The sequence below is a fragment of the Streptomyces sp. NBC_01549 genome (assembly GCF_026339955.1).
GTDB lineage: Bacteria > Actinomycetota > Actinomycetes > Streptomycetales > Streptomycetaceae > Streptomyces.
In genome coordinates this window covers 154,940-179,854 of record NZ_JAPEPW010000002.1, presented here as the reverse complement: position 1 = coordinate 179,854, position 24,915 = coordinate 154,940, and the positions used below count along the sequence as shown (strand labels likewise).

20 protein-coding genes and 2 pseudogenes are annotated in these 24,915 nt (G+C 69.0%); 16 read left to right on the top strand and 6 right to left on the bottom strand.

Features of this window, described 5'->3' with window-relative positions; genetic code table 11:
- Positions 1–36: 36 nt before the first annotated feature.
- Together OG819_RS35305 and OG819_RS35300 are read right to left on the bottom strand one after the other, a co-directional pair.
- Positions 37–2,022, bottom strand: coding sequence for a beta-galactosidase (locus OG819_RS35305; protein ID WP_266653204.1), 1,986 nt, complete (start codon positions 2,020–2,022; stop codon positions 37–39).
- 484 nt (positions 2,023–2,506) lie between these two features.
- Positions 2,507–3,235 (bottom strand): annotated as a pseudogene (locus tag OG819_RS35300) (SGNH/GDSL hydrolase family protein); the annotation flags it as partial.
- Between the two features lie 370 nt (positions 3,236–3,605).
- Between OG819_RS35300 and trpC the strand changes: the two are divergent.
- The 3 genes from trpC to OG819_RS35285 all read left to right on the top strand — a co-directional run bounded on the left by trpC (position 3,606) and on the right by OG819_RS35285 (position 7,059).
- Positions 3,606–4,391, top strand: coding sequence for an indole-3-glycerol phosphate synthase TrpC (gene trpC, locus OG819_RS35295; RefSeq protein ID WP_266653202.1), 786 nt, complete (start codon positions 3,606–3,608; stop codon positions 4,389–4,391).
- Between the two features lie 638 nt (positions 4,392–5,029).
- Positions 5,030–6,442 (top strand): non-reducing end alpha-L-arabinofuranosidase family hydrolase, encoded by a 1,413-nt coding sequence (locus tag OG819_RS35290; protein WP_266653200.1) that lies wholly within the window; start codon positions 5,030–5,032, stop codon positions 6,440–6,442.
- Between the two features lie 242 nt (positions 6,443–6,684).
- The gene (locus tag OG819_RS35285; RefSeq protein ID WP_266653198.1) at positions 6,685–7,059 is read left to right on the top strand and encodes a hypothetical protein; all 375 of its coding nucleotides are present in this window, start codon (positions 6,685–6,687) and stop codon (positions 7,057–7,059) included.
- Positions 7,060–7,081: 22 nt separating this feature from the next.
- On the opposite strand, the gene OG819_RS35280 is transcribed toward OG819_RS35285, so the two are convergent.
- Positions 7,082–8,578 (bottom strand): RICIN domain-containing protein, encoded by a 1,497-nt coding sequence (locus OG819_RS35280; protein WP_266655422.1) that lies wholly within the window; start codon positions 8,576–8,578, stop codon positions 7,082–7,084.
- Positions 8,579–8,903: 325 nt separating this feature from the next.
- Entirely contained in the window at positions 8,904–11,135 is a 2,232-nt protein-coding gene (locus OG819_RS35275) for an alpha-L-fucosidase (protein ID WP_266653196.1), read from the bottom strand.
- 424 nt (positions 11,136–11,559) lie between these two features.
- Between OG819_RS35275 and OG819_RS35270 the strand changes: the two genes are divergently transcribed.
- From OG819_RS35270 to larC, 13 genes are all read left to right on the top strand, one after another.
- Complete coding sequence (locus OG819_RS35270) at positions 11,560–12,624, top strand: sugar ABC transporter substrate-binding protein (protein ID WP_266633878.1); 1,065 nt, start codon at positions 11,560–11,562, stop codon at positions 12,622–12,624.
- Positions 12,625–12,669: 45 nt separating this feature from the next.
- Positions 12,670–14,232 carry a sugar ABC transporter ATP-binding protein gene (locus OG819_RS35265; RefSeq protein ID WP_266653194.1) on the top strand — a complete coding sequence of 521 codons (1,563 nt, stop codon included), beginning with the start codon at positions 12,670–12,672 and terminating at the stop codon, positions 14,230–14,232.
- A complete protein-coding gene (locus OG819_RS35260) occupies positions 14,225–15,268 on the top strand; it encodes an ABC transporter permease (protein WP_266653192.1) in 1,044 nt (347 codons plus the stop codon). The genes OG819_RS35265 and OG819_RS35260 overlap by 8 nt, the downstream gene beginning before the upstream one ends.
- 95 nt (positions 15,269–15,363) lie before the next feature.
- On the top strand, positions 15,364–16,689 hold the full coding sequence (locus tag OG819_RS35255; RefSeq protein WP_266653190.1) for an L-fuconate dehydratase: 1,326 nt from the start codon (positions 15,364–15,366) through the stop codon (positions 16,687–16,689).
- Positions 16,682–17,584, top strand: coding sequence for an amidohydrolase family protein (locus OG819_RS35250; protein WP_266653188.1), 903 nt, complete (start codon positions 16,682–16,684; stop codon positions 17,582–17,584). Before OG819_RS35255 ends, OG819_RS35250 begins: the two co-directional genes overlap by 8 nt.
- Positions 17,575–18,012: an RbsD/FucU domain-containing protein gene (locus OG819_RS35245; protein WP_266527155.1), complete on the top strand. Its 438-nt coding sequence runs from the start codon at positions 17,575–17,577 to the stop codon at positions 18,010–18,012. Before OG819_RS35250 ends, OG819_RS35245 begins: the two co-directional genes overlap by 10 nt.
- Positions 18,009–19,082 (top strand): alcohol dehydrogenase catalytic domain-containing protein, encoded by a 1,074-nt coding sequence (locus OG819_RS35240; protein WP_266653186.1) that lies wholly within the window; start codon positions 18,009–18,011, stop codon positions 19,080–19,082. The genes OG819_RS35245 and OG819_RS35240 overlap by 4 nt, the downstream gene beginning before the upstream one ends.
- Positions 19,079–19,840 (top strand): SDR family oxidoreductase, encoded by a 762-nt coding sequence (locus OG819_RS35235; RefSeq protein WP_266653184.1) that lies wholly within the window; start codon positions 19,079–19,081, stop codon positions 19,838–19,840. Before OG819_RS35240 ends, OG819_RS35235 begins: the two co-directional genes overlap by 4 nt.
- Positions 19,837–20,466, top strand: coding sequence for a bifunctional 4-hydroxy-2-oxoglutarate aldolase/2-dehydro-3-deoxy-phosphogluconate aldolase (locus OG819_RS35230; RefSeq protein WP_266653182.1), 630 nt, complete (start codon positions 19,837–19,839; stop codon positions 20,464–20,466). Before OG819_RS35235 ends, OG819_RS35230 begins: the two co-directional genes overlap by 4 nt.
- Entirely contained in the window at positions 20,463–21,500 is a 1,038-nt protein-coding gene (locus OG819_RS35225; RefSeq protein ID WP_266653180.1) for a sugar kinase, read from the top strand. The genes OG819_RS35230 and OG819_RS35225 overlap by 4 nt, the downstream gene beginning before the upstream one ends.
- Positions 21,501–21,535: 35 nt before the next feature.
- Positions 21,536–22,549: an aldo/keto reductase gene (locus tag OG819_RS35220; protein ID WP_266653178.1), complete on the top strand. Its 1,014-nt coding sequence runs from the start codon at positions 21,536–21,538 to the stop codon at positions 22,547–22,549.
- A complete protein-coding gene (locus OG819_RS35215) occupies positions 22,540–23,262 on the top strand; it encodes a FadR/GntR family transcriptional regulator (protein WP_266653176.1) in 723 nt (240 codons plus the stop codon). The genes OG819_RS35220 and OG819_RS35215 overlap by 10 nt, the downstream gene beginning before the upstream one ends.
- Positions 23,259–23,546 carry a nickel insertion protein gene (gene larC, locus OG819_RS35210; RefSeq protein WP_266653174.1) on the top strand — a complete coding sequence of 96 codons (288 nt, stop codon included), beginning with the start codon at positions 23,259–23,261 and terminating at the stop codon, positions 23,544–23,546. The genes OG819_RS35215 and larC overlap by 4 nt, the downstream gene beginning before the upstream one ends.
- A gap of 73 nt (positions 23,547–23,619) precedes the next feature.
- Here larC and OG819_RS35205 read toward each other — a convergent pair.
- Positions 23,620–23,865, bottom strand: a pseudogene (locus OG819_RS35205) (alcohol dehydrogenase catalytic domain-containing protein); the annotation flags it as partial.
- Positions 23,866–23,980: 115 nt separating this feature from the next.
- Positions 23,981–24,892 carry an amidohydrolase family protein gene (locus OG819_RS35200; protein ID WP_266653172.1) on the bottom strand — a complete coding sequence of 304 codons (912 nt, stop codon included), beginning with the start codon at positions 24,890–24,892 and terminating at the stop codon, positions 23,981–23,983.
- Between the last annotated feature and the right edge of the window lie 23 nt (positions 24,893–24,915).

Here is a 24,915-nt window from a genome sequence, read left to right as displayed (position 1 = left end):
GTCGGCTGTTCCTTGGTCATGTCGGCCCTTTCGAGGTCAGTGCCCGCGCAGTACCGCGCAACCGCCGGGCGGCAGTTCGGACACCGTGCCGCCGGTGAGCAGGTCGTGGGCGGGCTCGGGCAGCGACACGGGTTCGGCGCTGTGATTGATCAGGAAGCGCCAGTGGCGGCCGTCCGGGGCGTGCCGGGTGACGGCCTCGACCTGCGGAGGCAGGCCCGGCAACTCGGGGCCCACTCCGGCCTCGTCGAGCAGCCGGGCGACCAGGGCGCCGTAGTCGGCGTCGTCGAGGTGGGTCGAGAGGTACCAGCCCTGCCCGGTGCCGAAACAGTGACGGGTCAGCGCCGGGCTGCCGGTGAGCATCCCGTGGGTGTAGGTGGCGAGCGTCTCGGCGCCCTCAGTGCGCAGGGACTCGCTCCAGGCGGTGCCCTGTGTGCCGTCCGACAGGGTGATCCGCTCGCTGCGCCGCAGTGGCCGGTACTCCTCGACGCGGATGCCCAGCGCCTCGCGCAGGGGAGCGGCCGGGTAGCCGCCGAGGTGGGCGTGGAGGCGCTCGTCGGCGTAGCCGCTCGCGTGCTGGACGAGGAGTGTCCCGCCGTCGGCGACGTATCGGCGCAGCTTCTCGGCCGCCCCGGCGGAGAGGAGGAACAGGGCCGGTGCGACGACGAGCGGGTAGCGGCTCAACTCGTGTTCGGGGTGGGCGAAGTCGACCGCGACGCCGGCGTCCCACAGTGCGCGGTGCGCCCGGCCGAGTGCCGCGTGGTAGTCGAGCTCTGTGGAGGGCAGGCCGTCCACGCCGAGTGCCCACCAGGCGTCCGGGTCGTGCAGGACGGCCATCTGCGCGGAGACCGTCGAGCCCGCCAGCTCGGCGAGCCGGGCGACGGCCTCCCCGGTCTGCGTGACCTCACGGAAGATCCGGCTGTCGGGCCCGGCGTGCGGCACCATCGCCGAGTGCCAGGTCTCGGCGCCGGCCCGGGACTGCCGCCACTGGAAGAAGAGGGCGCCTTCCGAGCCGCGCGCGATGTGACCCAAGGTGTGGCGCAGGATGTCACCGGGGTCCTTGGCGAGGACCCGGTCGCCGTCGTAGACGGTGTTGGTGCCCTGCTCCATCAGCAGCCAGGGACGGCCGTCGCCCAGCGATCGGGCGCGATCCGCGTGGAAGGCGAGGTCGGCGGCGGCGCCCAGACCGGGCGAGGAGGGGTACTGGTCGGAGGTGACCACGTCGAGTTCCCGGGCGAGGCCCCACAAATCGAGGTTCTGGTACGAGGGCAGCATCAGGTTGGTCGTCACCGGCCGGTCGCTGTGCGCGCGGATCGCGTCGCGCTGCTCGCGGTAGGCGGCGATGACCTCGTCGGCCCAGAAGCGGTGGAAGTCTAGATGCTGGCCGGGGTTCTTGTGCCAGTTCGTCGCACGCGGCGGCAGTACCTGTTCCCAGGAGGTGTGGCGCTGGCTCCAGAAGGCTGTTCCCCAGGCCTCGTTGAGGGCGTCGAGCGAGCCGTGGCGGGCGCGCAGCCACACCCGGAAGGCGGCAGCCGTGTGGTCGCAGTAGCAGAGGGTGGCGTACTCGTTGTGCACGTGCCACAGCGCGAGGGCGGGATGGTCTCCGTAGCGTTCGGCAAGCGCCCCGGCGATCCGACGGGCCGCGCTCCGGTAGGCGGGTGCGGTGAGGCAGTACGTGTCCCGGCTGCCGTGGACGAGTCGGGTGTCGTCGGGCCCGACCATCAGTGCGTCCGGGTGAGCCAGGGTGAACCAGGGCGGCGGGGAGGCGGTGGGGGTGGCCAGGTCGACGGCCACACCGTTCGCGTGCAGGCGTTCGATGTGGGCGTCGAGCCAGGCGAAGTCGTAGCGTCCCTCCTCCGGTTCGAGCAGGGCCCACGAGAAGACACCCACCGTGGCCAGGTTGACCCTGGCCGTACGCATCAGCTCGTCGTCCTCCTTCCAGACCGGCTCGTCCCACTGCTCGGGGTTGTAGTCCCCGCCGAAGGCCAGGCCGCCCAGGCGGTCGGTGATGCTGCGAGTCGTCATGACGGTTCCTCGGGTACGGAGAATCGAGTCGTGCTCTGTCGGGTCGTCAGGGCCGGTGACAGCAGTACTTGTTCGTTCTCGGGCCGCTCGCCTCGCGGGGAGGGGGCGGGGTGGGGGACGGCCGTGAGGGTGGGGCGGCGTTGTCGAAGCGCTTCACCTCCAGGTGAAAGTTAACGGACATGTTTCGTGCGAAACAAGAGCCTCCATCGCGAGACGCTGTCTTGTCCTGGTCCACTGACAGCCCACCAGGGAGAATGCCATCGTCGAAGCGCTTCGACAACCCCGCTTCAGAGTCGATTTCGCATTCGATTCCGAGGGGTGGGCGCGGAGCGTGGCCGGCCTGCTCGAACGGCTCATGCGCGACGAGCGGTTCGCGATGCCGCATCCGTACGGTCCGGCCGGCGCCGCGTCCGGCGGTGCCCGCCACCGATGTTCTCCCGGGACCGGAGCCCGGAGAGGGCTCAGGTCCCGGGTGTGGGGGTCATCGTGCGGCGGCGGGGGCGGGGCTCCTCAGCCACCCGGCGCTGTCCGCGGCCTGGATGCCATGGTGGAAGGCGTCCGCCATCTTCTGGTAGCCCGAGTCGTTGGGATGCAGGGTGTCGGCCAGGTCGGCGGTGGTCAGGCTGCTCATGTCCACGTACGCGACGTGCTTGCCCGTGGCCTGTGCCTCGCTCACGATGTGGGGGACGGCCTGGTTGTACGAGGCACGGTACTGCTCCACCGTGTCGCTGGTGGATACGACCAGGGAAGCCACGAGGACGGTTGCGTCGGGGACGGCGGCGGTGATCTGGTTGACCAGCGACTTCAGCCGGGCGGTGGCGGTGGCGGGCTGGTAGTTCCCATTGAGGTCGTTGGTGCCGATCTCCAGCGTCACGACGTTGGGCCGGTAGCGGGTCAGCGAGGCGTCGGCGAGCGTGGCGATCTGGTCGATGCGGTATCCGGAGTGGCCTTCGTTGTCGGGGTCGGACATCGAACCGCCCCGCAACGTGCCGACGAAGTCCAGCGGATGGCCGTCCGCCGCAAGCTTGTCCCACAACGGATCCCGATAGCCGTTGCCCGTACTGCTTCCCTCACCCCAGGTGATCGAGTCGCCCAACGGCATGACCCGCAAAGGCGTGTTGGAGGCGACAGAGGCAGGGGTCACACCTGCCGCCGTCACCCCGAGCGCGCCAGTGGCAAGAGTGAGGGGCGATGAAGTCCAGGACTTTCTCATTCAGGCGTCCTCTCATGACGAGTGAGTGCCGAATCAACGGGGTTGAAACGGGGCTGAATCGCCATACGAGTCAGCAACTCGGCCGTCGTACCGTCCCGTTGGCGTCGACGGCCGACTCGTACAGATATCACGCACATCCCTGGCTGGACATCCCATGGATGCCAGAATTTAGGGATCGGCGGCACAGGGGTGAACTCTGCGGCGTTTCGTCCCGTCGCCGCTGCTCCGACGGCCTGTTCGCCGCTCCCTCCCTCTCCGGCAGTGACCCAGTAACATCCCATGTCTGGTTGCTGGTACACGAGAAGTTCAATTCCCGCGCTCTGAGGCAGGCCGATACTCTCGCCGTGATCGATTCGACAGGGAGAGGGCAATGACCGTTCTGGATGGGATCCTCGCGGGGGTTCGCGAAGACCTGGAACAACGCAAGCTTGCGACGCCGTTGGCGGAGCTGCGCTCCCGGGCGTTGGACGCGGCACCCGCGCTTGACCCCCTGCCCGCTTTCCGTGTGCCCGGGGTGTCGATCATCGCCGAAGTGAAGCGAAAGAGCCCCAGCAAGGGGGCGCTGGCGCACATCCCCGATCCCGCGTCTCTCGCGGCCCAGTATGCGGCCGACGGTGCCGCTGCGATCAGCGTGCTGACCGAGCGCAGGCGTTTCGGCGGCGCTCTCGCCGATCTGGACGCCGTACGTGCCCGGGTCGATGTGCCCGTCCTGCGCAAGGATTTCATCGTCGACCCCTATCAGCTGTGGGAGGCCCGCGCGCACGGCGCCGATCTTGCGCTTCTCATGGTCGTGTCGCTGGACGACGGTCTGCTCGCGGACTTGATGGGGTTGTGCAAGGAGGTGGGTCTCACGCCGCTCGTGGAGGCGCACACGGCGGACGAAGTCCGGCGCGCTGTCGCTGCGGGAGCTGAGCTCCTCGGCATCAACGCGCGGAACCTGACAACGCTGGACGTGGATCGCACCGTGTTCGCGGACCTCGTGACGGGCATCCCCAAAGGCACGGTCAGGGTCGCGGAATCAGGAGTGACGGGCCCGAAGGACGTTGCGGTGTATCGCGGTTGGGGAGCCGACGTGGTTCTGGTCGGCGAGGCACTGGTCCGCTCGGGGGACCCGCGCAGCGCCGTGCGCGAATTCATCGGGGCCGCCGAGGCGTGATGGCGTACGGCTCGGTCAGCGGCGCGCCTGGAAGGTGGCGGAGCCTCTCACCGCCAATCCGGCCGGATGCGCACCGCGGCGTCGCGTAGAGAGTCGACCGGCCATGTGAACACCGTCCGCGAAACCGGCCCCGCCGGAGCCGAAGGGCTGTCCATCCGCACAGCCCGGCCATTCGATCGGCTTGGCCTGCGGCGTTTCATTCATAGTGCCCTGCGAATGTTTCGGCATTGCTCGCGAATCATGCGAGAGGTATTGACGCCGTTCATCGGTTCCCTATGATCCAGGTTGCTCGGCACTTCGACCTTCGTTCGGTATCACGAACGCACCAGAGCCGCTCCACTCGCACAGCAGGGCACCTCCGGGTCACGCCCACCGCAACGGCCGAGTTGAAAGGGGCAGGTCGCACGATGCATATGTCATGGCCTCATCAACGCATGTCTCCCATCGTGCGCAGGACTTCGCCGACATCGACGTCAACCGCCGAGGGGCCCGGAACGGGCTCGCGACGATCAGACCGGGAGGTCGTAGGGGTCAGCCCGGTGCCCACGGACCGCTACGAACCGCACCACACATCGACAGTCCGGACAGCCTCTGACGGGGCCAACCGGAACCGCTTACTACAGGATGACGAGGTCCCCATGCGCAGACGAAGTTTCAGCCGCAGGCATCTGTCTGTGGTGCTCGCCGCCGCGGTTACGGTCCTGGTCGCGTTGGCGGCGATGCTCGCCGCCAACCCGGTTCAGGCGGCCACCAGCGGCGCCGTGCGCGGTGTTGGTTCCGGCCGGTGTCTTGATGTGCCGAACGCCAGCCAGACCGACGGCACGTACCTGCAGATCTGGGACTGCTCGGGCGGGACCAACCAGCAGTGGACGTCGACGGACAGCAACCAGCTGACCGTGTACGGCAACAAGTGCCTGGATGTTCCGGGCCACGCCACCGCGGCCGGTACCCGGGTGCAGATCTGGACCTGTAGCGGCGGTGCCAACCAGCAGTGGCGCGTGAACTCCGACGGCACGATCGTCGGCGTGGAGTCCGGGCTGTGCCTGGACGCTACGGGCGCCGGTACGGCCAACGGCACGGCGGTGGAGATCTGGACGTGCAACGGCGGCAGCAACCAGAAGTGGACCGGTCTGTCTGGGACGCCGGGCGGCTCGTGTGCTCTTCCATCGACGTACCGGTGGTCGTCCACGGGTGTGCTGGCGCAGCCCGCAAACGGGTGGGTCTCACTGAAGGACTTCTCCAACGTGGTGTACAACGGCAAGCACCTGGTCTACGCGTCGAACGTGTCGGGATCGGGGTACGGCTCGATGGCGTTCAGTCCCTTCACGAACTGGTCGGACATGGGGTCGGCCGGCCAGACCGGGATGAACCAGGGCACGGTGGCGCCCACGCTGTTCTACTTCGCACCCAAGAACATCTGGGTGCTGGCGTCCCAGTGGGGTGCGTGGCCCTTCTTCTACCGCACGTCGAGCGACCCCACCAACCCCAACGGCTGGTCCTCACCGCAGGCGCTGTTCACCGGCAGCATCCCCAACTCCGCCCCGATCGACCAGACCCTGATTGCCGACGACCAGAACATGTACCTGTTCTTCGCCGGTGACAACGGCAAGATCTACCGTGCGAGCATGCCGATCGGGAACTTCCCGGGCAACTTCGGCTCGTCGTACACGACGATCATGAGCGACTCGACGAACAACCTGTTCGAGGCGCCGCAGGTCTACAAGGTCAAGGACCAGAACCAGTACCTCATGATCGTTGAGGCGATAGGTGCGAATGGGCGCTACTTCCGCTCGTTCACTGCCTCCAGCCTGAGCGGTTCGTGGACCCCGCAGGCCGCCAGCGAAAGCAACCCCTTCGCGGGCAAGGCCAACAGCGGTGCCAACTGGACCAACGACATCAGCCACGGTGACTTGGTCCGCAACAACCCCGACCAGACCATGACCATCGACCCCTGCAACCTGCAGTTCCTCTACCAGGGCAAGTCCCCCACCGCGGGCGGCCCCTACGATCAACTGCCCTGGCGGCCGGGTGTCCTCACCCTGCAGCGCTGACCTGCTCACCGTCTCAAGGAACCCCAGCCGCGCGTCGGCTGGGGTTCCTTGAGACGGTGAGGTCCGCCGGCGAAGGCCGCCGAGTCGCTTTGAACAGGATCGAATTCATGGACGAGGCGGCGTAGCCGTCGCAGGGTTGGCGCGACGACGGCAGGTCGCGACCCGTCATCGATCAGGTCGTCGACCTCGGCTCGCAGGGGTGGCGGCCGACGGGGGTCGGCCGCGGACTGAAGGAGACCATCATGCGCAGGATCACGCGGGGCGCCGCCGCGCTCGCCATCGCCGCGGCTGCTCTGACGGCGGTCGGTACCGGCTCGGCACACGCGAATGACAGGCCCGTGTACGGCTGTCCGGGCGGGGCGGTGTGTATCTACCCCGAGGGTGCGGACATCTATACGAGCACGCCGACGGACATCTTCTACAGCTACGGTGCCCACAATCTGAGCGACCAGTTCGGCGACCACTATGTGCTCAACAACCAGTACGGCAGCGGCAACGCCACCGCCCAATTGTGCAACGGCTACAACGGCGTTGACTGCGTGACCGCCATCGAGCTCAACGAGTTCGGCGTCTTCAACCTGACGCCGATCAACTCGGTCGTACCGAACCGGCCGTAGCCGCCCGCAGCCGCCCGTGGCGTCACCAGCCTGTCGGCAGACCGGCGATGAACGAGGTGAGCCGGTCGGCGATGAGTCGGTCGTCGTGGGCCGAGTAGTGCCAGTCGCAGCCGAGGAAGTCCAGGCCCGAGTCGTCGAGGAACCAGTAGCGGACCCGGCTGTCGCCGGCGTCGTTGCGCGCCTTGACGACCTGCTGGACATGGCCGGCGTACTGGCCTGCGCCCACCGCCACGATGGTCGTGTCGGCCCCGTAGCGCGTGCGCAGCTTCTGGACGAAGTCGCCGTAGGCGCTGCGGTAGGCGGCCGCGAGGCTGTCGGGCGTCCACGGTTCACCGGGGTTGATGGCGGTCGAGAAGTCGTTGGTGCCGAGGTTGACCACCACGACCCGGGGGCGCCAGGTGCCTGGGTTCTGCCAGACGTCGCCGGACACGTTCAGCAGGGCACGGTCGTAGAAGGTCCGGTACGTGAGGTCCGGCGAGCCTCCGTTGTAGTTGCGCACCATGCCAAGGCCCGAGTAGCCGTTGATCTGGTAGTCGGCGTTCAGTTGCCGGGCGGTGAGGGCGCCGTAGCTCACATCGGAGTTGGTGTTCCGTTTGACCTGGTCCCAGGTGCAGGTGCGGGAGGTCGAGAGGTTGCCGTAGCCCACCGTGAGGGAGTCGCCGACGAACTCGATCTGGCGATTGCGGGCGGCCGGTTTGCTCAGTACGGCACCGCCGGGCGCGGCGACGAAGCCTCCGAACGTGCTGGTGTCCCCCGGGGTGTCGTTGCGCTTGACGAGCCGGACGGTGTGTGTGCTGTTCGACAGGCCGTTGATCCAGTGCGTGGTGTTGCCGGGCGTGACGAGTGTGGCGACGGTGGTTCCGTCGACCTGGACGTCGTAGTCGGCGGCCGAGTCGTTGAGCACGATGCCCACGCCGGTGCCGCTGACGCGGCCCTCGAAGTACACACCAGGCCAGCTGTACTGCACGGTGTTCCCGGCGTCCTTGACCCGCCCCGCGGTGTGCACCTGTGTCAGCACTCCTGTCTCGCGGACCAGTTGCCACTGCTGGTTGGCGCCGCCCCAGTCGGTGTACTGCACGACCTTGGCGCCGTCCGCGGTGGAGGCGTTCTCGACCTCGACGGCCTTGCCGCTGTTGCGGTTGATCAGCCGGACGTAACCGTCCGGGGAATCGGCCAGCCGGAACTGCTGGTTGGTGCCGTTGAGGTCGCTCCACTGCACCATGTCCGCGTGGTCGGCGGTGGAGTAGTTGTAGACGTCCAGCACCTTGCCGGAGTGCTGCGCCTTGAGCCGGTAGTAGCCGCCGCCCGAGTCGACGAACTGGAACCGCTGGTTGGCACTGTCGGTGCGGGTCCACTGCGTGAGGCCCGCCCCGTCGGAGGTGCTCGCACCGGACACGTCGAGCACCTTGCCGCTGCCCCGGTTGACCAGCACGTATGACGCGCTCGTATCCACCGTGGCCGCCTGCGCCGTCCCGGCGGCACCCAGTCCGGTCAGCAGCGCCGCGAGTAAGGCGGTCACCGCGGCGAGCACTCCCGTACGCCTCCCACGTCCCCACCACGTCACACTGAATATCATATGCATGCCATCTCTCTGCATTCGTGTCCCTTTCACTGAGTGTGGCTGCCCGTCCCCCGGGGACACGCGCCCAGTCGCGTCGGGGCACGCTTTGGCATCCCAAACGCAACAGGACCGCTCCGCCCCCGTACACGGGAACAGCGCTGCGCCTGCTGACTCCCCCCAGCTTCGGAGCTGACGTCGGGGGCGTCGAGGCGGCAGCGACACGATCGTCCGGTTCGCACGGCACGGATTGCGCCGCCGCGTCAGCGGCGGCGCAATCCGTCGGCTACAGCGCGGTGAAGGTCCACTGCAGGTTGGTGCTGCTGTCGTAGGTCCACTGCTTGGTGATGGAACCGGAGTCGACGTTGCCGCCGCCGTCGAGGGCCAGGCCGGTGGTGCGGTTGACGATCGAATAGTGGTCACCACCGCGGTGGGTGATGCTCCACTGCTGGTTGGTGCCACCGTTCCAGGCGGCCTGTCTGGCGGCGGAGCCGTCGGCGGTGGCGCCCCAGCCGTCGGCGACCATACCGTTCGTGCGGTTGACCAGCTTGTAGTAGCCGCCGCCGACCGCCACCGCCTGCCACTGCAGGTTGGTGCTGCCGTCCGAGGTCCACTGTTTGAGGTTGGAGCCGGAGGCGACGTTGCCGCCGCTGTCCAGGGCGAGGCCGTTGGTGACGTTGGTGATCCGGAAGTACGTGGCCGGGTTGAACTGGATCCTCAGCGAGGCGATCCGGTCGTTGTTGCCGGTGAGGCGCAGGTCGGGGTTTTCGGCGGTGAACGTCCAGGAGGTGCCCCTCAAGTCGTCCCCGGAGTAACCGATCACCTGGTAGCCGGGGGCGGGCCGGAGGGAGGAGAGGGTGCGCGCGCCCAGCCCGGCCGCGGTCAGGTCGGCCGCCGTGTGGTCGCCGACGGTGAGGACAGCGGAGTCGCCGGTGTAGTTGACGTCCGCGAAGGCGATGGCGCCGGCGAGCGGCCGCAGGCCCGGGATCGTGCCGGAGAAGTTGAGCTTCAGGACGTAGGCGCCGGCGCTGTACGGCGCCGAGGACGGCAGGGTGACCGTGAGGCCGGAGGAGTTCTGGGCCGGCGTGGGCAGGTCGATGTAGGTGCCGGCGGTGTTCCCGAGGAGCTTCACCGAGGTCAGTGACGAGAGGTTGATCCGGTCCGAGCTGAGGGTTTTGATCGTCAGGGAGCTGCCGGGCCAGCCCAGGACGGCGGCGTACAGGACGTTGTCGGCCTTGTTGCGGGTGAAGCGGATGTCCTGCGCAGTGCCGGCATGCGGAGTGGTGAACGCACCGCCGCCCATCTTCGTCGGGCCCTCGCCGTACGTCGTCCAGGCGCGGGTGGAGTACACCGACTCGCCGAAGCGCTTCAGATGGTCCCCGATACCGAGCAGGATGTCCTTCTGCGCCTGGGGGATGGTGCCGTCGGCCATCGGAGCGATGTTGAGCAGCACGTTGCCGTTCTTGCTGACCCGGTCGAGGAACGAGTGCAGCATCTGCGGGATGCTGTAGTAGCCGATGCCCTGGGTGTAGCACCAGCTGGAGCTGGAGATGCTGTCGTCGGTCAGCCAGTGCGGGGCGGTGAGATCGGCCGGGCCGCCGCGCTCGTAGTCGAAGACCTCGCCCTCGCCGTTCATGCCGTCCTTGTAGGTGGCGACGACCTCACGGCCCCAGCTGTTTGCCTGGTTGTAGTAGTACGCCAGGAAGTTCAGCCGCTGCGTCTCGTCGACGGCGTCCAGCTTGAAGTCCTGCCACAGGATGTCGGGCTGGGCGCGGTCGATGACCTCCTTGAGCTTGTCGAACCAGAGCTGGTTCTCCGCGGACGAACCCAGCTGCCCATAGAGCTTCTTGAGGCTGCTGTCCGTCTGCGCGGGGACGTATTCGTAGAAGCCGTTGAAGTGGTACGCGTGGTGCATGGCCACCAGCAGCTTCAGGCCCTTTGCGCGGATGGCCGTGGAGAACAGCCGCAGCAGGTCAAGACCGGGGCCCTTGTTCACCGAGTTCCACTCGTTGACCTGGCTGTCCCACATGGAGAACCCGTCGTGGTGCTCGGCGACCGGGCCGGCGAACCTGGCGCCGGCGTCGACGAACAGCTGTACCCACTCGTCGGGGTCGAACTTCCCGCCGGCCGACTTCAGCTTCGGGGCGAACTGCACGGTGTTGCCCGCCAGGTCCCGCGCTCCGTTGATGAAGTTGTGGTACGGCCACACCGACGGCTGGCCGTAGGTCGCGATGTGGTGCTGGTTGGCGTTGCTGCCCGCCTGATACATGCTGCGCGGGTACCACTCGTTGTCGTAGGCGGGGACGCTGAAGGCGCCCCAGTGGAAGTAGATCCCGAACTTCGCGTCCTGGAACCACTCCGGAGCCGGCGGGTGCTGGTCGACCGAGTTCCAGTCGGGCGTGTACGTGCTGGGCGCCGCCTCGGCGACACCGGCACCGAACACACCTCCGGCAACTGCTGCCGAGGCCACGCAGGTTGCGGCGGCCAGGAACTGGCGTCTGTTGATCGAGCTCGACATGGACACATCCCTGATGCGGAAGGGGACAGGGGGAATGCAGGGCCCCGCATGAAGGTCGGCCATGTCGCCATGGGATGTCAACCAGCGTGCAGGGATGAAAGTGACCACGTCGTAGGGTGATTAGCCTTATTTGCCTTAACTTAGTGCGTATTGTGATCCCGTAAACATGGCATGTCTTGCAGTGCTTCACGGTCAACGCGAGCCATCAGATGTCGACGATTGATGGGATGGATCTCCCCTGGAGGGCTGTCACCTCTCCGCGTGGACACCGGTGAACCGGCCTCTTTCGCTGCGATTTTGTACAGAGGGCTGGACAGCTCGTCGGAAGCCGCTCTATAAACATCCCATCTCTACTGCGCGGCGACACGTGGATGCCGTCGAGGCGAAACATCTCCCGCTACGGGACCAGCGCGAGGAAGCATCGATGAGACTCAGAACCGCCCTCTGTTCCGCCGTCTCCGCCCTGTCCGCACTGGCGCTGCTCAGTGCGTGCGACAGCGGCTCCACCACGTCGGCGTCATCGGGTGACGCGCCGCTGGTAGGCGTCGACTACCCGCGCTCCGACACCGACTTCTGGAACTCCTACATCAAGTACACGCCGGAGTACGGCAAGAAGCTCGGCCTCTCGCTCAAGACCACCAACTCGCAGAACGACGTCGCCAAACTCACCGCCAACGCACAGACGTTCATCAGCCAGGGCGTCAAGGGCATCGCGATGGCGCCGCAGGACACCGCCGCCATCGCGCCCACCCTCGCGCAGTTGGAGGCGAAGAAGATCCCGGTCGTCACCGTCGACACCCGCCCCGACACCGGCAAGGTGTTCATGGTCGTGCGCGCCGACAACCGCGCCTACGGCGAGAAGGCCTGCCAGTACCTCGGCACCAAGCTCGGCGGCAAGGGCAAGGTCGTGATGCTGGAGGGTGGTCTCGACTCCATCAACGGCCGTGACCGCACAGAGGCGTTCAACGCCTGCATGAAGAAGGATTACCCCGGCATCAAGGTGTTCGGCGAGGCCGCCAACTGGGACGGTGCGGTTGCCGCACAGAAGCTGCAGACCGACCTGACTGCCAACCCGGACATCAAGGGCATTTACATGGAGTCCAGCTTCGCCCTGTCCGGCACACTCCAAGTCCTCAAGCAGAAGGGGCTGTTGGTCGATCCGAAGGACAAGAAGCACGTCTTCGTCGTTTCCAACGACGGCATCCCCGAAGAACTGAAGTCCATAGCCGCCGGGAAGATCGACGCCACGGTCTCCCAGCCGGCCGACCTCTATGCCAAGTACGCCCTGTCCTACCTCAAGGCCGCGATCGACGGGAAGACGTTCAAGCCCGGGAAGACCGACCACGACAGCACCATCATCCAGGTCCGCGACGGTGTCCTCGAGGACCAGCTCTCCGCCCCGCTCGTCACCGCCGACGGCGGCACCTTCGGCGGCGTCGCCAGCGTCAAGAGCGACGACAAGGCGCTGTGGGGCAACAACCTCGGCTGATCCCTCCTCCGGAACGCGACGGCTCACGAGAACAAGGCGGTTGAGATGAGCGACGGGGAGCGAGCAGTCACCCCCGAGCCCGTCCCGGCGGACGACGGACGGGTCCCCTCCGACCCGCCCGTCGTCGAGGCGACGGGCATGGTCAAACGATTCGGTCCGACGGTTGCCCTGAACGGCGCCCGGATCACCATCAGGCCCGGCGAGACCCACGCGCTCGTCGGCCGCAACGGAGCCGGCAAGTCGACTCTGGTGTCGGTCCTCACCGGCCTTCAGGCCCCCGACGAGGGAACGGTCACCTTCGGCGGCGAGCCCGCCCCCCGCCCCGCCGACCGGGACGCCTGGCGGCAACGCGTGGCCTGCGTCTACCAGAAGTCCACGATCATCCCCGCGCTGACCGTCGCCGAGAACCTCTTCCTGCACCGGCACGACCACGGACGCAGCCGGCTCATCAGCTGGCAGGCCACCCGTCGCCGCGCCCAGGAACTGCTGGCGACCTGGTCGGTGGACGTCGACCCCCACACCCCCGCAGGCGAACTGAGCGTCGAACAGCGGCAGTTCGTCGAGATCGCCCGCGCGCTGTCCTTCGGCGCCCGGTTCATCATCCTCGACGAGCCGACGGCCCAGCTCGACGGGGCCGCCATCAACCGCCTCTTCGACCGCATCCGTGACCTGCAACGCCAGGGCGTGACGTTTCTGTTCATCAGTCACCATCTCCAGGAGGTCTACGAGATCTGCGACATGGTGACGGTCTTCCGCGACGCCCGGCACATCATCACGGCGCCAGTGGCGGAACTTCCTCGCGCCGATCTGGTCGCCGCGATGACCGGTGAGGCGGCGGCCGACCGGCAAGGGGAGCGGGCGAGCACCCTCACTCCTGACGCCACGGCCGCACTGAGCGTCCATGCTCTGCGAGGCGACGCGTACGACGACGTCAGTTTCCAGGTCGGGGCCGGCGAGATCGTCGGCCTCGCGGGCGCCGCCGGCAGCGGGCGCACCGAGGTCGCCGAGACCGTCGTAGGGCTACGGGCGGCAGCGGCGGGCGAGGTGCAGATCGCCGGGAACCGGCCCCGGCCGGGCAGCGTGCCCGCGGCGCTCGCCTCCGGCGCCGGGTTCGTCCCGCAGGACCGGCACCACCAGGGCTTCGTTCCCGACATGTCCATCGCGGACAACGCCACACTGTCCGTACCGAAACGCCTTGGCTCGAACGGGTTCCTGAGCCGCAGCCGCCGGGACCGGCTCGCCGGGCGCATGATCGAGAACCTGGCGATCAAGACCCCCGGGCCCGACCTGCCCGTCTCCGCCCTGTCCGGAGGCAACCAGCAGAAGGTCGTCATGGCCCGCGCCCTGGCCGACGACCCCCGACTGCTGGTCCTGATCAACCCGACCGCGGGCGTGGACGTGCGCTCCAAGGAGTTCCTCCTCGGCAAGGTCGAGGAGACCGCGCGGACCGGCACCGGAGTGCTCATCGCCTCCGACGAACTCGACGATCTGCGCATGTGCGACCGGGTCCTGGTGATGTTCCAGGGCCGTGTGACCTCAGAGATCGCCCGCGGCTGGCACGACCACGACCTCGTGGCCGCGATGGAAGGAGTGGCCCTCAATGCCTGAAACCGTCCTCGCGGACACCGCCGCCCCCACGGAAACGGAACCGGCGGCGAAGCGGATCGCGCTGCTCGGCGGCCGGATACCCCTGGCCCGGCTGCGCGACCTCGCGCTCGTCCCGGCGATCGTGGTCATCGCGATCGTCGGCCAGATCGTCAACCCGGTCTTCCTGCAGGCCGACAATCTCATCAACGTCCTGCAGACCATGTCCGAGATGGCTCTGCTGGTCCTCGCCCAGGCGATGATTCTGATCGTCAAGAAGATGGACCTGTCCCTTGAGTCCACCATGGGCCTCGCGCCCGGTGTCGCGGCCTGGCTGGTGGTGCCGACCGGCGCGGGACACGGTCTAGGGCTGCTGCCAGGCGCCTGGTCGATTCCCGTCACGCTCGCCGTGGGCGCGCTGGTCGGCGTGGTCAACTCCCTGCTGATCATCCGCTTCGGCCTCAACGGCTTCATCGTCACCCTTGGCATGCTGATCGTGCTGCGCGGTGTCCTCACGGGCATCTCCGGTGGCCAGACCTTCTTCCAGCTGCCCGAGTCGATGCTCTACCTGGGCACCGCCGAATGGTTCGGGATGCCAGCGTCCATCTGGATCTGCCTGGTGCTCTTCGCCGTCGCGATCGTGGTGCTCGGTTGGACCAGCTTCGGCCGCTCGCTGTACGCCATCGGCGGCAACGTCGACGCCGCGAAGGCGGCCGGCATCCGCACCGACCGAGTGCTGTGGATCGTCATCGTCACCGGCAGCGTGCTCGCCGCCCTCGCCGGACTGCTGCTCTCCGGACGGCTGGCCTCCGTCGCCTCCGCGCAGGGTAACGGCTACATCTTCACCGTGTTCGCCGCCGCCGTCATCGGTGGGATCAGCCTCAACGGCGGCAAGGGCACCATGTTCGGGGCGTTCTGCGGCATCCTGTTGCTCTTCATGATCCAGAACGTGCTCACCCTGGGCGGTGTCCCCGCCCAGTGGATCGGCGCCCTCAACGGCCTGATCATCCTGGTCGCCCTCGCCATCTCGCGCATCACGGGCGGCAAGGTCCAGGAGTGACCCGCGAGGCCCTCGCCGCCGGACCTCCCACAGCCGCCTCACCTTTCCGTCGCAGCGGGGCCCTGTGCCCCGCCTGCTCCTCAGGAGTTGCCGCAATGTCCTCCGCCGTGCCCGCATCCGCCCGCATCGCCGCCCTGGACGTCCTCGACGTACGTTTCCCGACGTCCGAGCACCTGGACGGGTCGGACGCGATGAACCCCGAACCTGACTACTCCGCCGCCTATGTCGTCCTGCGCACCGACGCCGGCGACGGACTGGAGGGCCACGCCCTCGCCTTCACCACCGGACGCGGCAACGACGTCCAGGCCGCCGCCATCGCGGCCCTCGCCCCGCACGTGGTCGGCCTGTCCGTCGAGGAGGTCTGCTCCGACCTCGGCGCCTTCTCCCGCTCCTTGGTCCACGACCCCCAACTGCGCTGGCTGGGGCCGGAGAAGGGCGCCATCCACATGGCGACCGGCGCGGTCGTCAACGCCGCCTGGGACCTGGCCGCCAAGCGCGCGGGCAAGCCGGTGTGGCGGTTCCTCGGCGAGATGTCGCCGGAGGAGCTGGTCGCCCAGGTCGACTTCCGCTGGCTCAGCGATGCCCTCACCCCCGAGGCGGCGCTGGACATCCTGCGCCGCGCCGCACCCGGCCGCGAGCACCGCATCGGCCGGCTGCTCGACCAGGGCTACCCCGCCTACACGACCACCCCCGGCTGGCTCGGCTACTCCGACGAGAAGCTGTCCCGCCTGGCCCGCGAGGCGGTCGCCGACGGCTTCACGCAGATCAAGCTGAAGGTCGGCGCAGACCTGGAGGACGACGTACGCCGCATGCGCACCGCCCGCGAGACGGTCGGCGACGACATCCGCATCGCCGTCGACGCCAACCAGAGATGGGACGTGCAGCCCGCCATCGACTGGATGCGCGCCCTGGCCCCCTACCAGCCGTACTGGATCGAGGAGCCCACCTCACCCGACGACATCCTCGGCCACGCCACCGTGCGCAAGGCCGTCCACCCCATCAAGGTCGCCACCGGCGAGCACATCGCCAACCGGGTCGTCTTCAAGCAGCTCCTCCAGGCCGGCGCGGTGGACATCGTGCAGATCGACTCCGCACGGGTCGGCGGCGTCAATGAGAACATCGCGATCCTGCTGCTCGCCGCGAAGTTCGGCGTCCCCGTCTGCCCGCACGCCGGCGGCGTCGGCCTGTGCGAGATGGTCCAGCACCTGTCGATGTTCGACTACGTCGCCGTCTCCGGTACAACTGAGGACCGCGTCATCGAGTACGTCGACCACCTGCACGAGCACTTCGTCGACCCGGTGCGCATCGTCGACGGCCACTACCTGGCGCCGACGCTGCCGGGGCTGAGCGCGCAGATGCACCCCGAATCCCTCAAGGAGTACACATACCCCGACGGCCCCGTCTGGACCGCCCGTGTCTGACGTCCAGGCCCTCATCGACGCCCACCACCACGTCTGGGACCTGGACCTGCGGCCGCAGCCCTGGCTGGACGAACCCGGCCATGAGCCGATCCGCCGCAGCTTCAGCTCGCTCGCTCTGCGCTCGGCCGCGACCCGGCCGATCGCCGGACGGCGGCTGACGAGCACGGTGGTCGTTCAGTGCGTCACGTCCGTGCCCGAGACCCGCGACCTCCTCGCTCTGGCCGACAGCGACCCGCTGATCGGCGCGGTCGTCGGCTGGGCGGACCTGACATCCCCCGCGATCGGCGACGTCCTCGACGATCTGCGGACAGGGTCCGCCGGCCGGTACCTGAGGGCCGTACGCCACATCGTGCAGGGCGAGTCGGACCCGCACTGGCTCCAACGACCGGATGTCGAGCGCGGGTTGCGAGCGGTCGGAGAGCGCGGACTCGGATATGACGTGCTGATCCGCAGCCACCAGCTCTCGCAGGCGATTCGTCTCGCGGAGCGGCTCCCGGAGCTGCCGCTCGTCCTGGACCATGCGGGCAAGCCGCCCCTCGCACGGCGACAACTGACCGACTGGGCACGACAGGTGGGGGACCTGGCCAGCCATGCCCAGGTCCGCTGCAAGGTGTCGGGCCTGGTCACGGAGGCCGACCACGAGAGGTGGACCGTCGACGACATCCGCCCGGCCTGGGACGTCCTGCTCTCCGCTTTCGGCCCCGAGCGGCTGATGTTCGGCTCCGACTGGCCGGTCTGCGTCCTCGCCGGCGGATGGAACCGCTGGGCCGCCACCGTCGAGGAACTCCTGGACGGCTGCTCCGGCCCCGAGATCCACGCGGTCCTCGCCGGCACCGCGACCGCCTTCTACCACCTGACCCCTGCCCCGACGAAGGAGGGGACACTGTGCTCCTGACGGAACTGCTGCACCCCGGGATCCTCGAATCCCTGGCCGGAGCGGGCCACGGCGCCCGCGTCCTGCTCGCCGACGGCCACTACCCCGCGAGCACCGCCACCGGCGAGCGCGCCAGGACCGTGCACCTCAACCTGGCCCCCGGTCTGCTCGACGTCACCACCGTGCTCGACGTCCTGTTGCGCGCCCTGCCCGTCGAGGCAGCCCACGTGATGGTGCCGCCCGAGGGCGAACCGGAGCCGCCGGCCATCGCCGAGTACCGCTCGAAGCTGGCACCCGTCCCGGTCGACACGCTCGGCCGCTTCGAGTTCTACGACGCTGCCCGCTCGCCGGACCTGGCGCTGGCGATCGTCACGGCCGACACCCGTACCTACGCCAACCTGCTGCTGACCATTGGTGTCCGCGCTGAAGGGACCCTGACGACACGATGACTCTTGCCGTCCGTTACGTTTCCGCCCGCACTCTGGACACGGCTCCCGCGCTCAGCGTGCCGCCCGGTCCGGGTGAGGTGGAGCTGGCTCCCGCGTTTGTCGGTATCTGCGGTACCGATCTGCACATCTTCCACGGTGACATGGACGCCCGGGTCGCCGCGCCCGCTGTCCTGGGGCATGAGATGTCCGGCCGTGTGGTGCGGGTGGGTGAGGGTGTGGAGGGCTGGCAGGCCGGTGACGCGGTCACGGTGATGCCGCTGCGCTGGGACGACACCTGCCCAGCGTGCCTGATGGGCCATCAGCACATCTGCCAGCACCTGGACTTCATCGGCATCGACTCCCCGGGCGCGATGCAGCAGCGCTGGACGGTGCCTGCCGCCACTCTCATCCGGCTGCCCGACACCCTTCCCCTGGACCGAGCCGCGCTCGTCGAGCCGACGGCGGTCGCCGTGCACGACGTGGGCCGGGCCGCCGTGCGTGAGGGTGAGAAGGTCGTGGTGGTCGGCGGCGGCCCGGTCGGCATCCTCATCGCACTGGTCGCGCGGGCCACGGGGGCCGAGGTCAGGGTGGTGGAGCTGAGCGCCCACCGCCGGCTGCTCGCCGAGGAGCTGGGGCTGACGGCGTGGAACCCGGTTGACGACGACGTGCCGGAGCTGGTGCGGCAGTGGACCGGGGAGGCGGGCGCGGATGTTGCCTTCGAGGTGTCCGGCGCGGCGGGCGGCGTGGAGACCGCGGTCGACGTGCTGGGGGTGCGGGGCCGGTTTTGTCTGGTCGCCATCCACCCCCGGCCTCGCGAGGTGAACCTGCACCGCTTCTTCTGGCGCGAACTCACCCTGGTCGGGGCCCGGTTGTACGACCGCCCCGACTTCGAGAAGGCGGTGACACTCGTCGCGGACGGCACGATTCCGGTCGAGCGGCTGATCAGCAAGGTCGTGCCGCTCACACAGGCGCCCGCCGCGTTCGAGGCCCTGGAGGGCGGCGGTGACGTGATGAAGATCCTCGTGGACTGCACCACCGACACCGACACCGACACCGACAACACCGACGACGCTCAGGGAGTGGCCGTATGACCTCCTTCGATCTCACCGGGAAGCTCGCCGTCGTCACCGGTGCCCGGCGTGGCATCGGCCGGGCCATGGCCCTCGCGCTCGCCGAGGCCGGCGCGGACGTCATCGGCGTCAGCGCCGGCCTGGAGGCATCCGGCAGCGCGGTGGAGAAGGACGTCCTCGCCGCGGGGCGTTCCTTCGAGGCGATCCGCACCGACTTCGCCGACCCCGAAGCCGTACGGGCCCTGGGCGTCGACCTGGCCGGGCGCCAGCGGCCGGTGGACATCCTCATCAACAACGCGGGCACCATCCGCCGCGCTCCGGCCGCCGAACACACCGACGCGGACTGGGCGTTGGTGCTCCAGGTCAACCTCACCGCGCAGTTCGCGCTGAGCCGGGCGGTCGGCACGTCGATGGTGGCCCGCGGCCAGGGGAAGATCATCTTCACGGCGTCGCTGCTCAGCTTTCAAGGCGGCATCACCGTCCCCGGCTACACCGCCGCCAAGCACGGCATCGCCGGACTGACCAAGGCCCTGGCCAACGAATGGGCGCCACACGGCGTCAACGTCAACGCCCTCGCGCCCGGCTACATCGCCACCGACAACACCCAGGCCCTCCAGGACGACCCGGTCCGCAGCAAGGCGATCCTGGACCGCATCCCCGCCGGACGCTGGGGCAACGCCGACGACCTGGCGGGCGCCACCGTGTTCCTCGCCTCCGACGCCGCCGCATACGTCCACGGCGTCGTCCTGCCCGTCGACGGCGGATGGCTCGGCCGATGACCGCCGGCTTCGACTCCGTGCTGAACGGCTGCCGTCTCCTTCCGGTGCTGACCGTGCCGTCCACCGCGATGGCCGGCCCACTGGCCGACGCCCTCGCGGCGGGCGGTGCCCGGTGCGCCGAGGTCACCTTCCGTACCCCGGGCGCCGAGCGGGTGCTCAAGGAGATGGCCGCCCACGGTGGCTTGGCCGTCGGCGCCGGCACGGTACTCACGCCCGAGCAGACGGAGCGGGCCGTGGCGGTCGGGGCCCGCTTCGTGGTCTCGCCCGGTTTCGACGAGGAGGTCGTCGCGAAGTGCCGGGAGCTGGGGGTGCCTGTGGTGCCCGGCATCGCCACCGCGACAGAGCTGATGCGTGCCCTGCGGACCGGCATCGACACCGTCAAGCTCTTCCCCGCCGAGCCGCTCGGCGGGTTGCGGACGCTGCGAGCGCTCGCGGCCCCCTTCCCCCGGACGCGCTTCGTACCGACCGGCGGGATCGACGCTTCCCGCCTGGCCGCCTACCTCGCCGACCCGGCGGTCCTCGCCGTCGGCGGCAGCTGGATGGCCACCGCCGCCCACCTGGAGCGCGGCGACTACGAGGACATCCGCCGGCTGACCGCCGAGGCCGTCGAGAGGAGCATGACGTGATCGACGTGGTGGCCCTCGGCGAGGTGATGCTGCGCTTCGATCCGGGCGAGGGACGGATCCGAACCGCCCGCTCCTTCCAGGTCTGGGAGGGCGGCGGCGAGTACAACGTCGTCCGCGGACTGCGACGCTGCTTCGGCCGGCGGGTAGCCGTCGTGACCGCGTTGGCCGACAATGCGGTGGGCCGGCTCGTCGAGGACCTGATCCTCCAGGGCGGCGTCGGCACCTCGCTGATCCGCTGGGTGCCCGACGACGGGATCGGCCGTACCGCCCGCAACGGGCTGAACTTCGTCGAACGCGGCTACGGCATCCGCGGTGCCCTCGGTGTCAGCGACCGCGCCCACACCGCCGTCTCCCAGCTGCGCAAAGGGGACGTCGACTGGGACGCCGTGTTCTCCGCCGGGGTGCGCTGGTTCCACACCGGCGGCATCTTCGCCGGCCTGTCGGACACCACGCTGGATGTCGCGGACGAGGCCATGGCCGCGGCGCGCCGCCATCGGATCACGGTCTCCTACGACCCCAATTACCGTCCCAGCCTCTGGGCCGGCCGGGGCGGCGCCGACGCCGCCCGCGAGGCGGACCTGCGGCTCGCCCGGCAGGCCGACGTCGTGGTGGGTGCCCTCGGTCTGGCCGGGACGTATCCGGGTCAGGCGCGCATCGGGGCCGACGAGGTGGCGGACGCGCTCGCCGAGGTGGCCGGCCTGCTGCCCGAAGCGAAAGTACTGGCGACGACCCTGCGCGAGGTGCCCTCGGCCGGGGTCAACGACTGGTCCTCGGCCGGCTGGTCCGCCGAAACCGGCTTCGTCACCGGCCCGCGGATGCCCGGCCTGCCGGTTCTGGACCGCATCGGTTCCGGCGACGCCTTCGCCGCCGGCCTGATCCACGGTCTGCTCAGCGACACCGGCCTGGAGCGCGCCCTGGCCTACGGCACCGCCCACGGCGCGCTCACCATGACCACGCCCGGCGACGTCTCCATGGCTTCGCTCGCCGAGGTCGAGGCGCTCATCGCGGGCGGATCAGCCCACGTCAGTCGCTGACCGGAGCCCCCTTACCCGTATCCCAGGAGCACGGCTTGCACCAGCAGAAGATCCAGGACACATCCGTCGCGCTCACCGAGCTCGGCTTCGGCGCCTCCGTGATCGGCAACCTGTATCGCGTCACCCCGGTCGACGACGCGACCGCCGCCGTCGATACGGCCTGGGATGCGGGTATCCGCTACTTCGACACCGCACCGCACTACGGCCTCGGCCTCTCCGAGTGCCGTCTGGGTGCCGCCCTGCGGGGACGTCCGCGTGACGAGTACGTCATCTCCTCCAAGGTGGGCAGGCTGCTGGTGCCCAACGAGGAGCCACGCGGCGTCGACACCGAGGGCTTCGTCGTACGGGACGACCTGCGCCGGCAGTGGGACTTCAGCCGCGACGGCGTGCTCCGCTCCATCGAGGACACGCTGGAGCGCACCGGCCTGGACCGCCTCGACATCGTCTACCTGCATGATCCGGACGACCACTGGCGGCAGGCCACCGAGGAAGCCATGCCCACGCTCGCGGACCTGCGCGACCAGGGCGTGATCGGCGCGATCGGCGCCGGCATGAACCAGTCGGCCATGCTCACCCGCTTCCTGCGCGAGACCGCCGCCGACCTGGTGATGCTCGCCGGCCGCTACACACTCCTGGACCAGTCGGCACTGGACGACGTCCTGCCCGCCGCCCAGGACCTCGGCAAGAGCGTCGTCGCGGTCGGCGTGTTCAACTCGGGACTGCTCTCCCTCGACCGGCCCGCCCAGGGCATGAAGTACGACTACCAGGACGCCCCGCCGGAGCTCGTCGCGAGAGCCCTGACCATCGCCGAGGTCTGCGAGGCACACGGCACCACCCTGCCCGCCGCCGCCATCGCCTTCCCGCACACGCATCCCAGTATCATCAACGTCACCCTGGGCATGCGGACTCCGGAACAGGTCGGACGAAACGTGAAACTCCATGATCAGCACATCCCGGACGGCCTCTGGGAGGCTCTCCGCACTCAGGGGCTGATCAGGTCGGACGTGCTCACGGGGCACGGTGGGGGGAGGGATGAGCGGTGTCTCTGACGGACAAGGCCATCGAGCAGATCCGTGAGTTGATCCGGACCGGTGCCCTGCCTCCGGGCTCGAAGCTCCCGCCGGAGCCGGACCTGGCCGCACAGCTGGGGCTGTCCCGCAACCTCGCTCGGGAAGCGGTCAAGGCGTTGGCCGTCGCGCGGGTCCTGGAAGTCCGCCGGGGCGACGGCACGTATGTGACCAGCCTCCAGCCGAGCCTGCTGCTGGAGGGGCTCGGCGGGGCGGTGGAACTCCTGCAGGGCGACTCGGTCGCCCTGCAGGACCTCATGGAGGTACGGCGGCTCCTCGAACCGATCGCCACGGCCCTTGCCGCCACCCGGATCTCCGACGCCCAACTGGCCGAGGTGAAGCGGCACCTGGACGCAATGCGCGAGGCCCGCGACGACGTCGGGGAGCTCAACGCCCACGACGCCGCGTTCCACCGTGCCGTCATCTCGGCCACGGGCAACGAAACCCTCCTCACTCTCCTCGAAGGAATCTCCGGCCGCACCCTGCGCGCCCGTATCTGGCGCGGCCTGGTCGACACCCAGGCCGCGGGCCGCACCCTTGCCGAGCACGAGGCGATCTTCAACGCGCTGTCCACCCGTGACTCCGCCCTCAGCCAGGCTGCCGCACTGCTGCATGTGAGCAACACCGAGCAGTGGCTGAGGCAACACCTGCGCTCCGGCGAACCCCTTCCCTTCGGAACGACAGCGCCGAAGTGACGGAGGCCACCGGTCATCTGCACGAGCTGGGCGGCCGACACACGCTCGTCGACATCGTCGCCACCGCCGCCGCCCTGCACGCCCTGGGCGTCACCGAGGTCGTCGCGCACCGCTGCCGGCCGGAGCAGCCGTCACGGGCAGCGACCTGCCCGGGGAGACGATACGGACCGCTCCCGTCAGCGCAGCAGGCGTACTTCACGGAGCCGGATGGTAGTTGCGGAGCCAACCGCTTCGAACCGAATCTCGGCGGTCCCGGCACGACGGTTTGCGTCCAGCGGGAGTAGAGGACGTACGTGCCGAGTTCGTCCGCGTAACAGGCCTTCGGCGCCCAGGTGTTGCCGACGGTGTCGAGGGACCCGCGTCACCGGCCTGCCAGCCCTCCACACCCTCACCCACCCGCACCACACGGCCGGACATCTCATGCCCCAGGACAGCGGGCGCGGCGACCCGGGCGTCCATGTCACCGTGGAAGATGTGCAGATCGGTACCGCAGATACCGACAAACGCGGGAGCCAGCTCCACCTCACCCGGACCGGGCGGCACGCTGAGCGCGGGAGCCGTGTCCAGTGTGCGGGCGGAAACGTAACGGACGGCAAGAGTCATCGTGTCGTCAGGGTCCCTTCAGCGCGGACACCAATGGTCAGCAGACGTGTATGGGTGTCCAGCGCGGGTTCGTCGGCGCGTGCGACGGGTGCGTACGCCGGGGTGGGCGTGACGGTCAGAGGCTGCGCGCGGCGACGTCGGCTTCTTCTGACACGGAGGGGAGACGGTAGAAGGCGGTCGCGGTGCCGGCGAGCACCGCGTGGATCTCGGTGTCGGAACAGCCGTCGAGCAGTCCGTCCACGGTGGCGGCCCAGCGGTTCCAGCCGCCCGCAAGGTTTGCGACCGGCCAGTCGGAGCCGAACATCAGGCGGTCGGGGCCGAAGGCGGAGAGCAGGACGTCCCACACCGGGCGGATGTCGTCGACGGTCCACTTCTCGTGGTCCGCCTCGGTGATCAGCCCCGACACCTTGCAGACCACGTGCGGGTGTGCGGCCAGCATGCGCAACTGGCGTTTCCAGTCCGTCAGTTCACCGTCGGCGATCGATGGCTTGCCGGCGTGGTCGAGCACCTGGGGCAGGTCCGGAAACCGCTCGGCCAGCCGGATCGCCTGGTGGAGCTGGTGGCTGCGGACGAGCACGTCGTAGCAGAGCCAGCGGTCTCGGAGCGCCGCCAACCCGCGTTCGACATCGGGGCGTTGGAGCCAGTGCGGATCTGTCTCGCCCTGCACGAGATGACGCAGGGACCGCAAATACGTACCGCCCGGCCCGGCGAGCAACCCGTCGAGCAGGTCGCCGATCCCCGGTGACGTCAGGTCCGCCCAGCCGACCACGGCCCCGATCAGCGGCTCCCGCTCCGCGAGCGCGAGCAGGTCCTCTGTCTCGGGCACGTCCGGCACGCACTGCACGGCCACCGTGCTGTGCAGACGGCGGCCCGCGATGGGCCGGGTCGCGGTGGTACGCAGGTCGTCGGGGGTGAAGGTGCGGCGGATCGTTGCCAGAGCGGGGTCGTCGAGCCAGGGCTGCGGACGCTGGTCGAGGTCCCACAGGTGGTGGTGGGCGTCGATGAGTTCGGCGGTGGTGGGGGTCACTGGAGGTCCAAGTCAGGTCGGTC

Bases quoted from the DNA above. Each gene is read 5' to 3' on its own strand.
- OG819_RS35240 (WP_266653186.1), top strand. From the start codon at position 18,009: ATGACTCTTGCCGTCCGTTACGTTTCCGCCCGCACTCTGGACACGGCT.
- OG819_RS35275 (WP_266653196.1), bottom strand. From the start codon at position 11,135: ATGTCGAGCTCGATCAACAGACGCCAGTTCCTGGCCGCCGCAACCTGC.
- OG819_RS35285 (WP_266653198.1), top strand. From the start codon at position 6,685: ATGCGCAGGATCACGCGGGGCGCCGCCGCGCTCGCCATCGCCGCGGCT.
- OG819_RS35265 (WP_266653194.1), top strand. From the start codon at position 12,670: ATGAGCGACGGGGAGCGAGCAGTCACCCCCGAGCCCGTCCCGGCGGAC.
- OG819_RS35290 (WP_266653200.1), top strand. From the start codon at position 5,030: ATGCGCAGACGAAGTTTCAGCCGCAGGCATCTGTCTGTGGTGCTCGCC.
- OG819_RS35235 (WP_266653184.1), top strand. From the start codon at position 19,079: ATGACCTCCTTCGATCTCACCGGGAAGCTCGCCGTCGTCACCGGTGCC.
- OG819_RS35230 (WP_266653182.1), top strand. From the start codon at position 19,837: ATGACCGCCGGCTTCGACTCCGTGCTGAACGGCTGCCGTCTCCTTCCG.
- OG819_RS35260 (WP_266653192.1), top strand. From the start codon at position 14,225: ATGCCTGAAACCGTCCTCGCGGACACCGCCGCCCCCACGGAAACGGAA.
- OG819_RS35255 (WP_266653190.1), top strand. From the start codon at position 15,364: ATGTCCTCCGCCGTGCCCGCATCCGCCCGCATCGCCGCCCTGGACGTC.
- trpC (WP_266653202.1), top strand. From the start codon at position 3,606: ATGACCGTTCTGGATGGGATCCTCGCGGGGGTTCGCGAAGACCTGGAA.
- OG819_RS35305 (WP_266653204.1), bottom strand. From the start codon at position 2,022: ATGACGACTCGCAGCATCACCGACCGCCTGGGCGGCCTGGCCTTCGGC.
- OG819_RS35270 (WP_266633878.1), top strand. From the start codon at position 11,560: ATGAGACTCAGAACCGCCCTCTGTTCCGCCGTCTCCGCCCTGTCCGCA.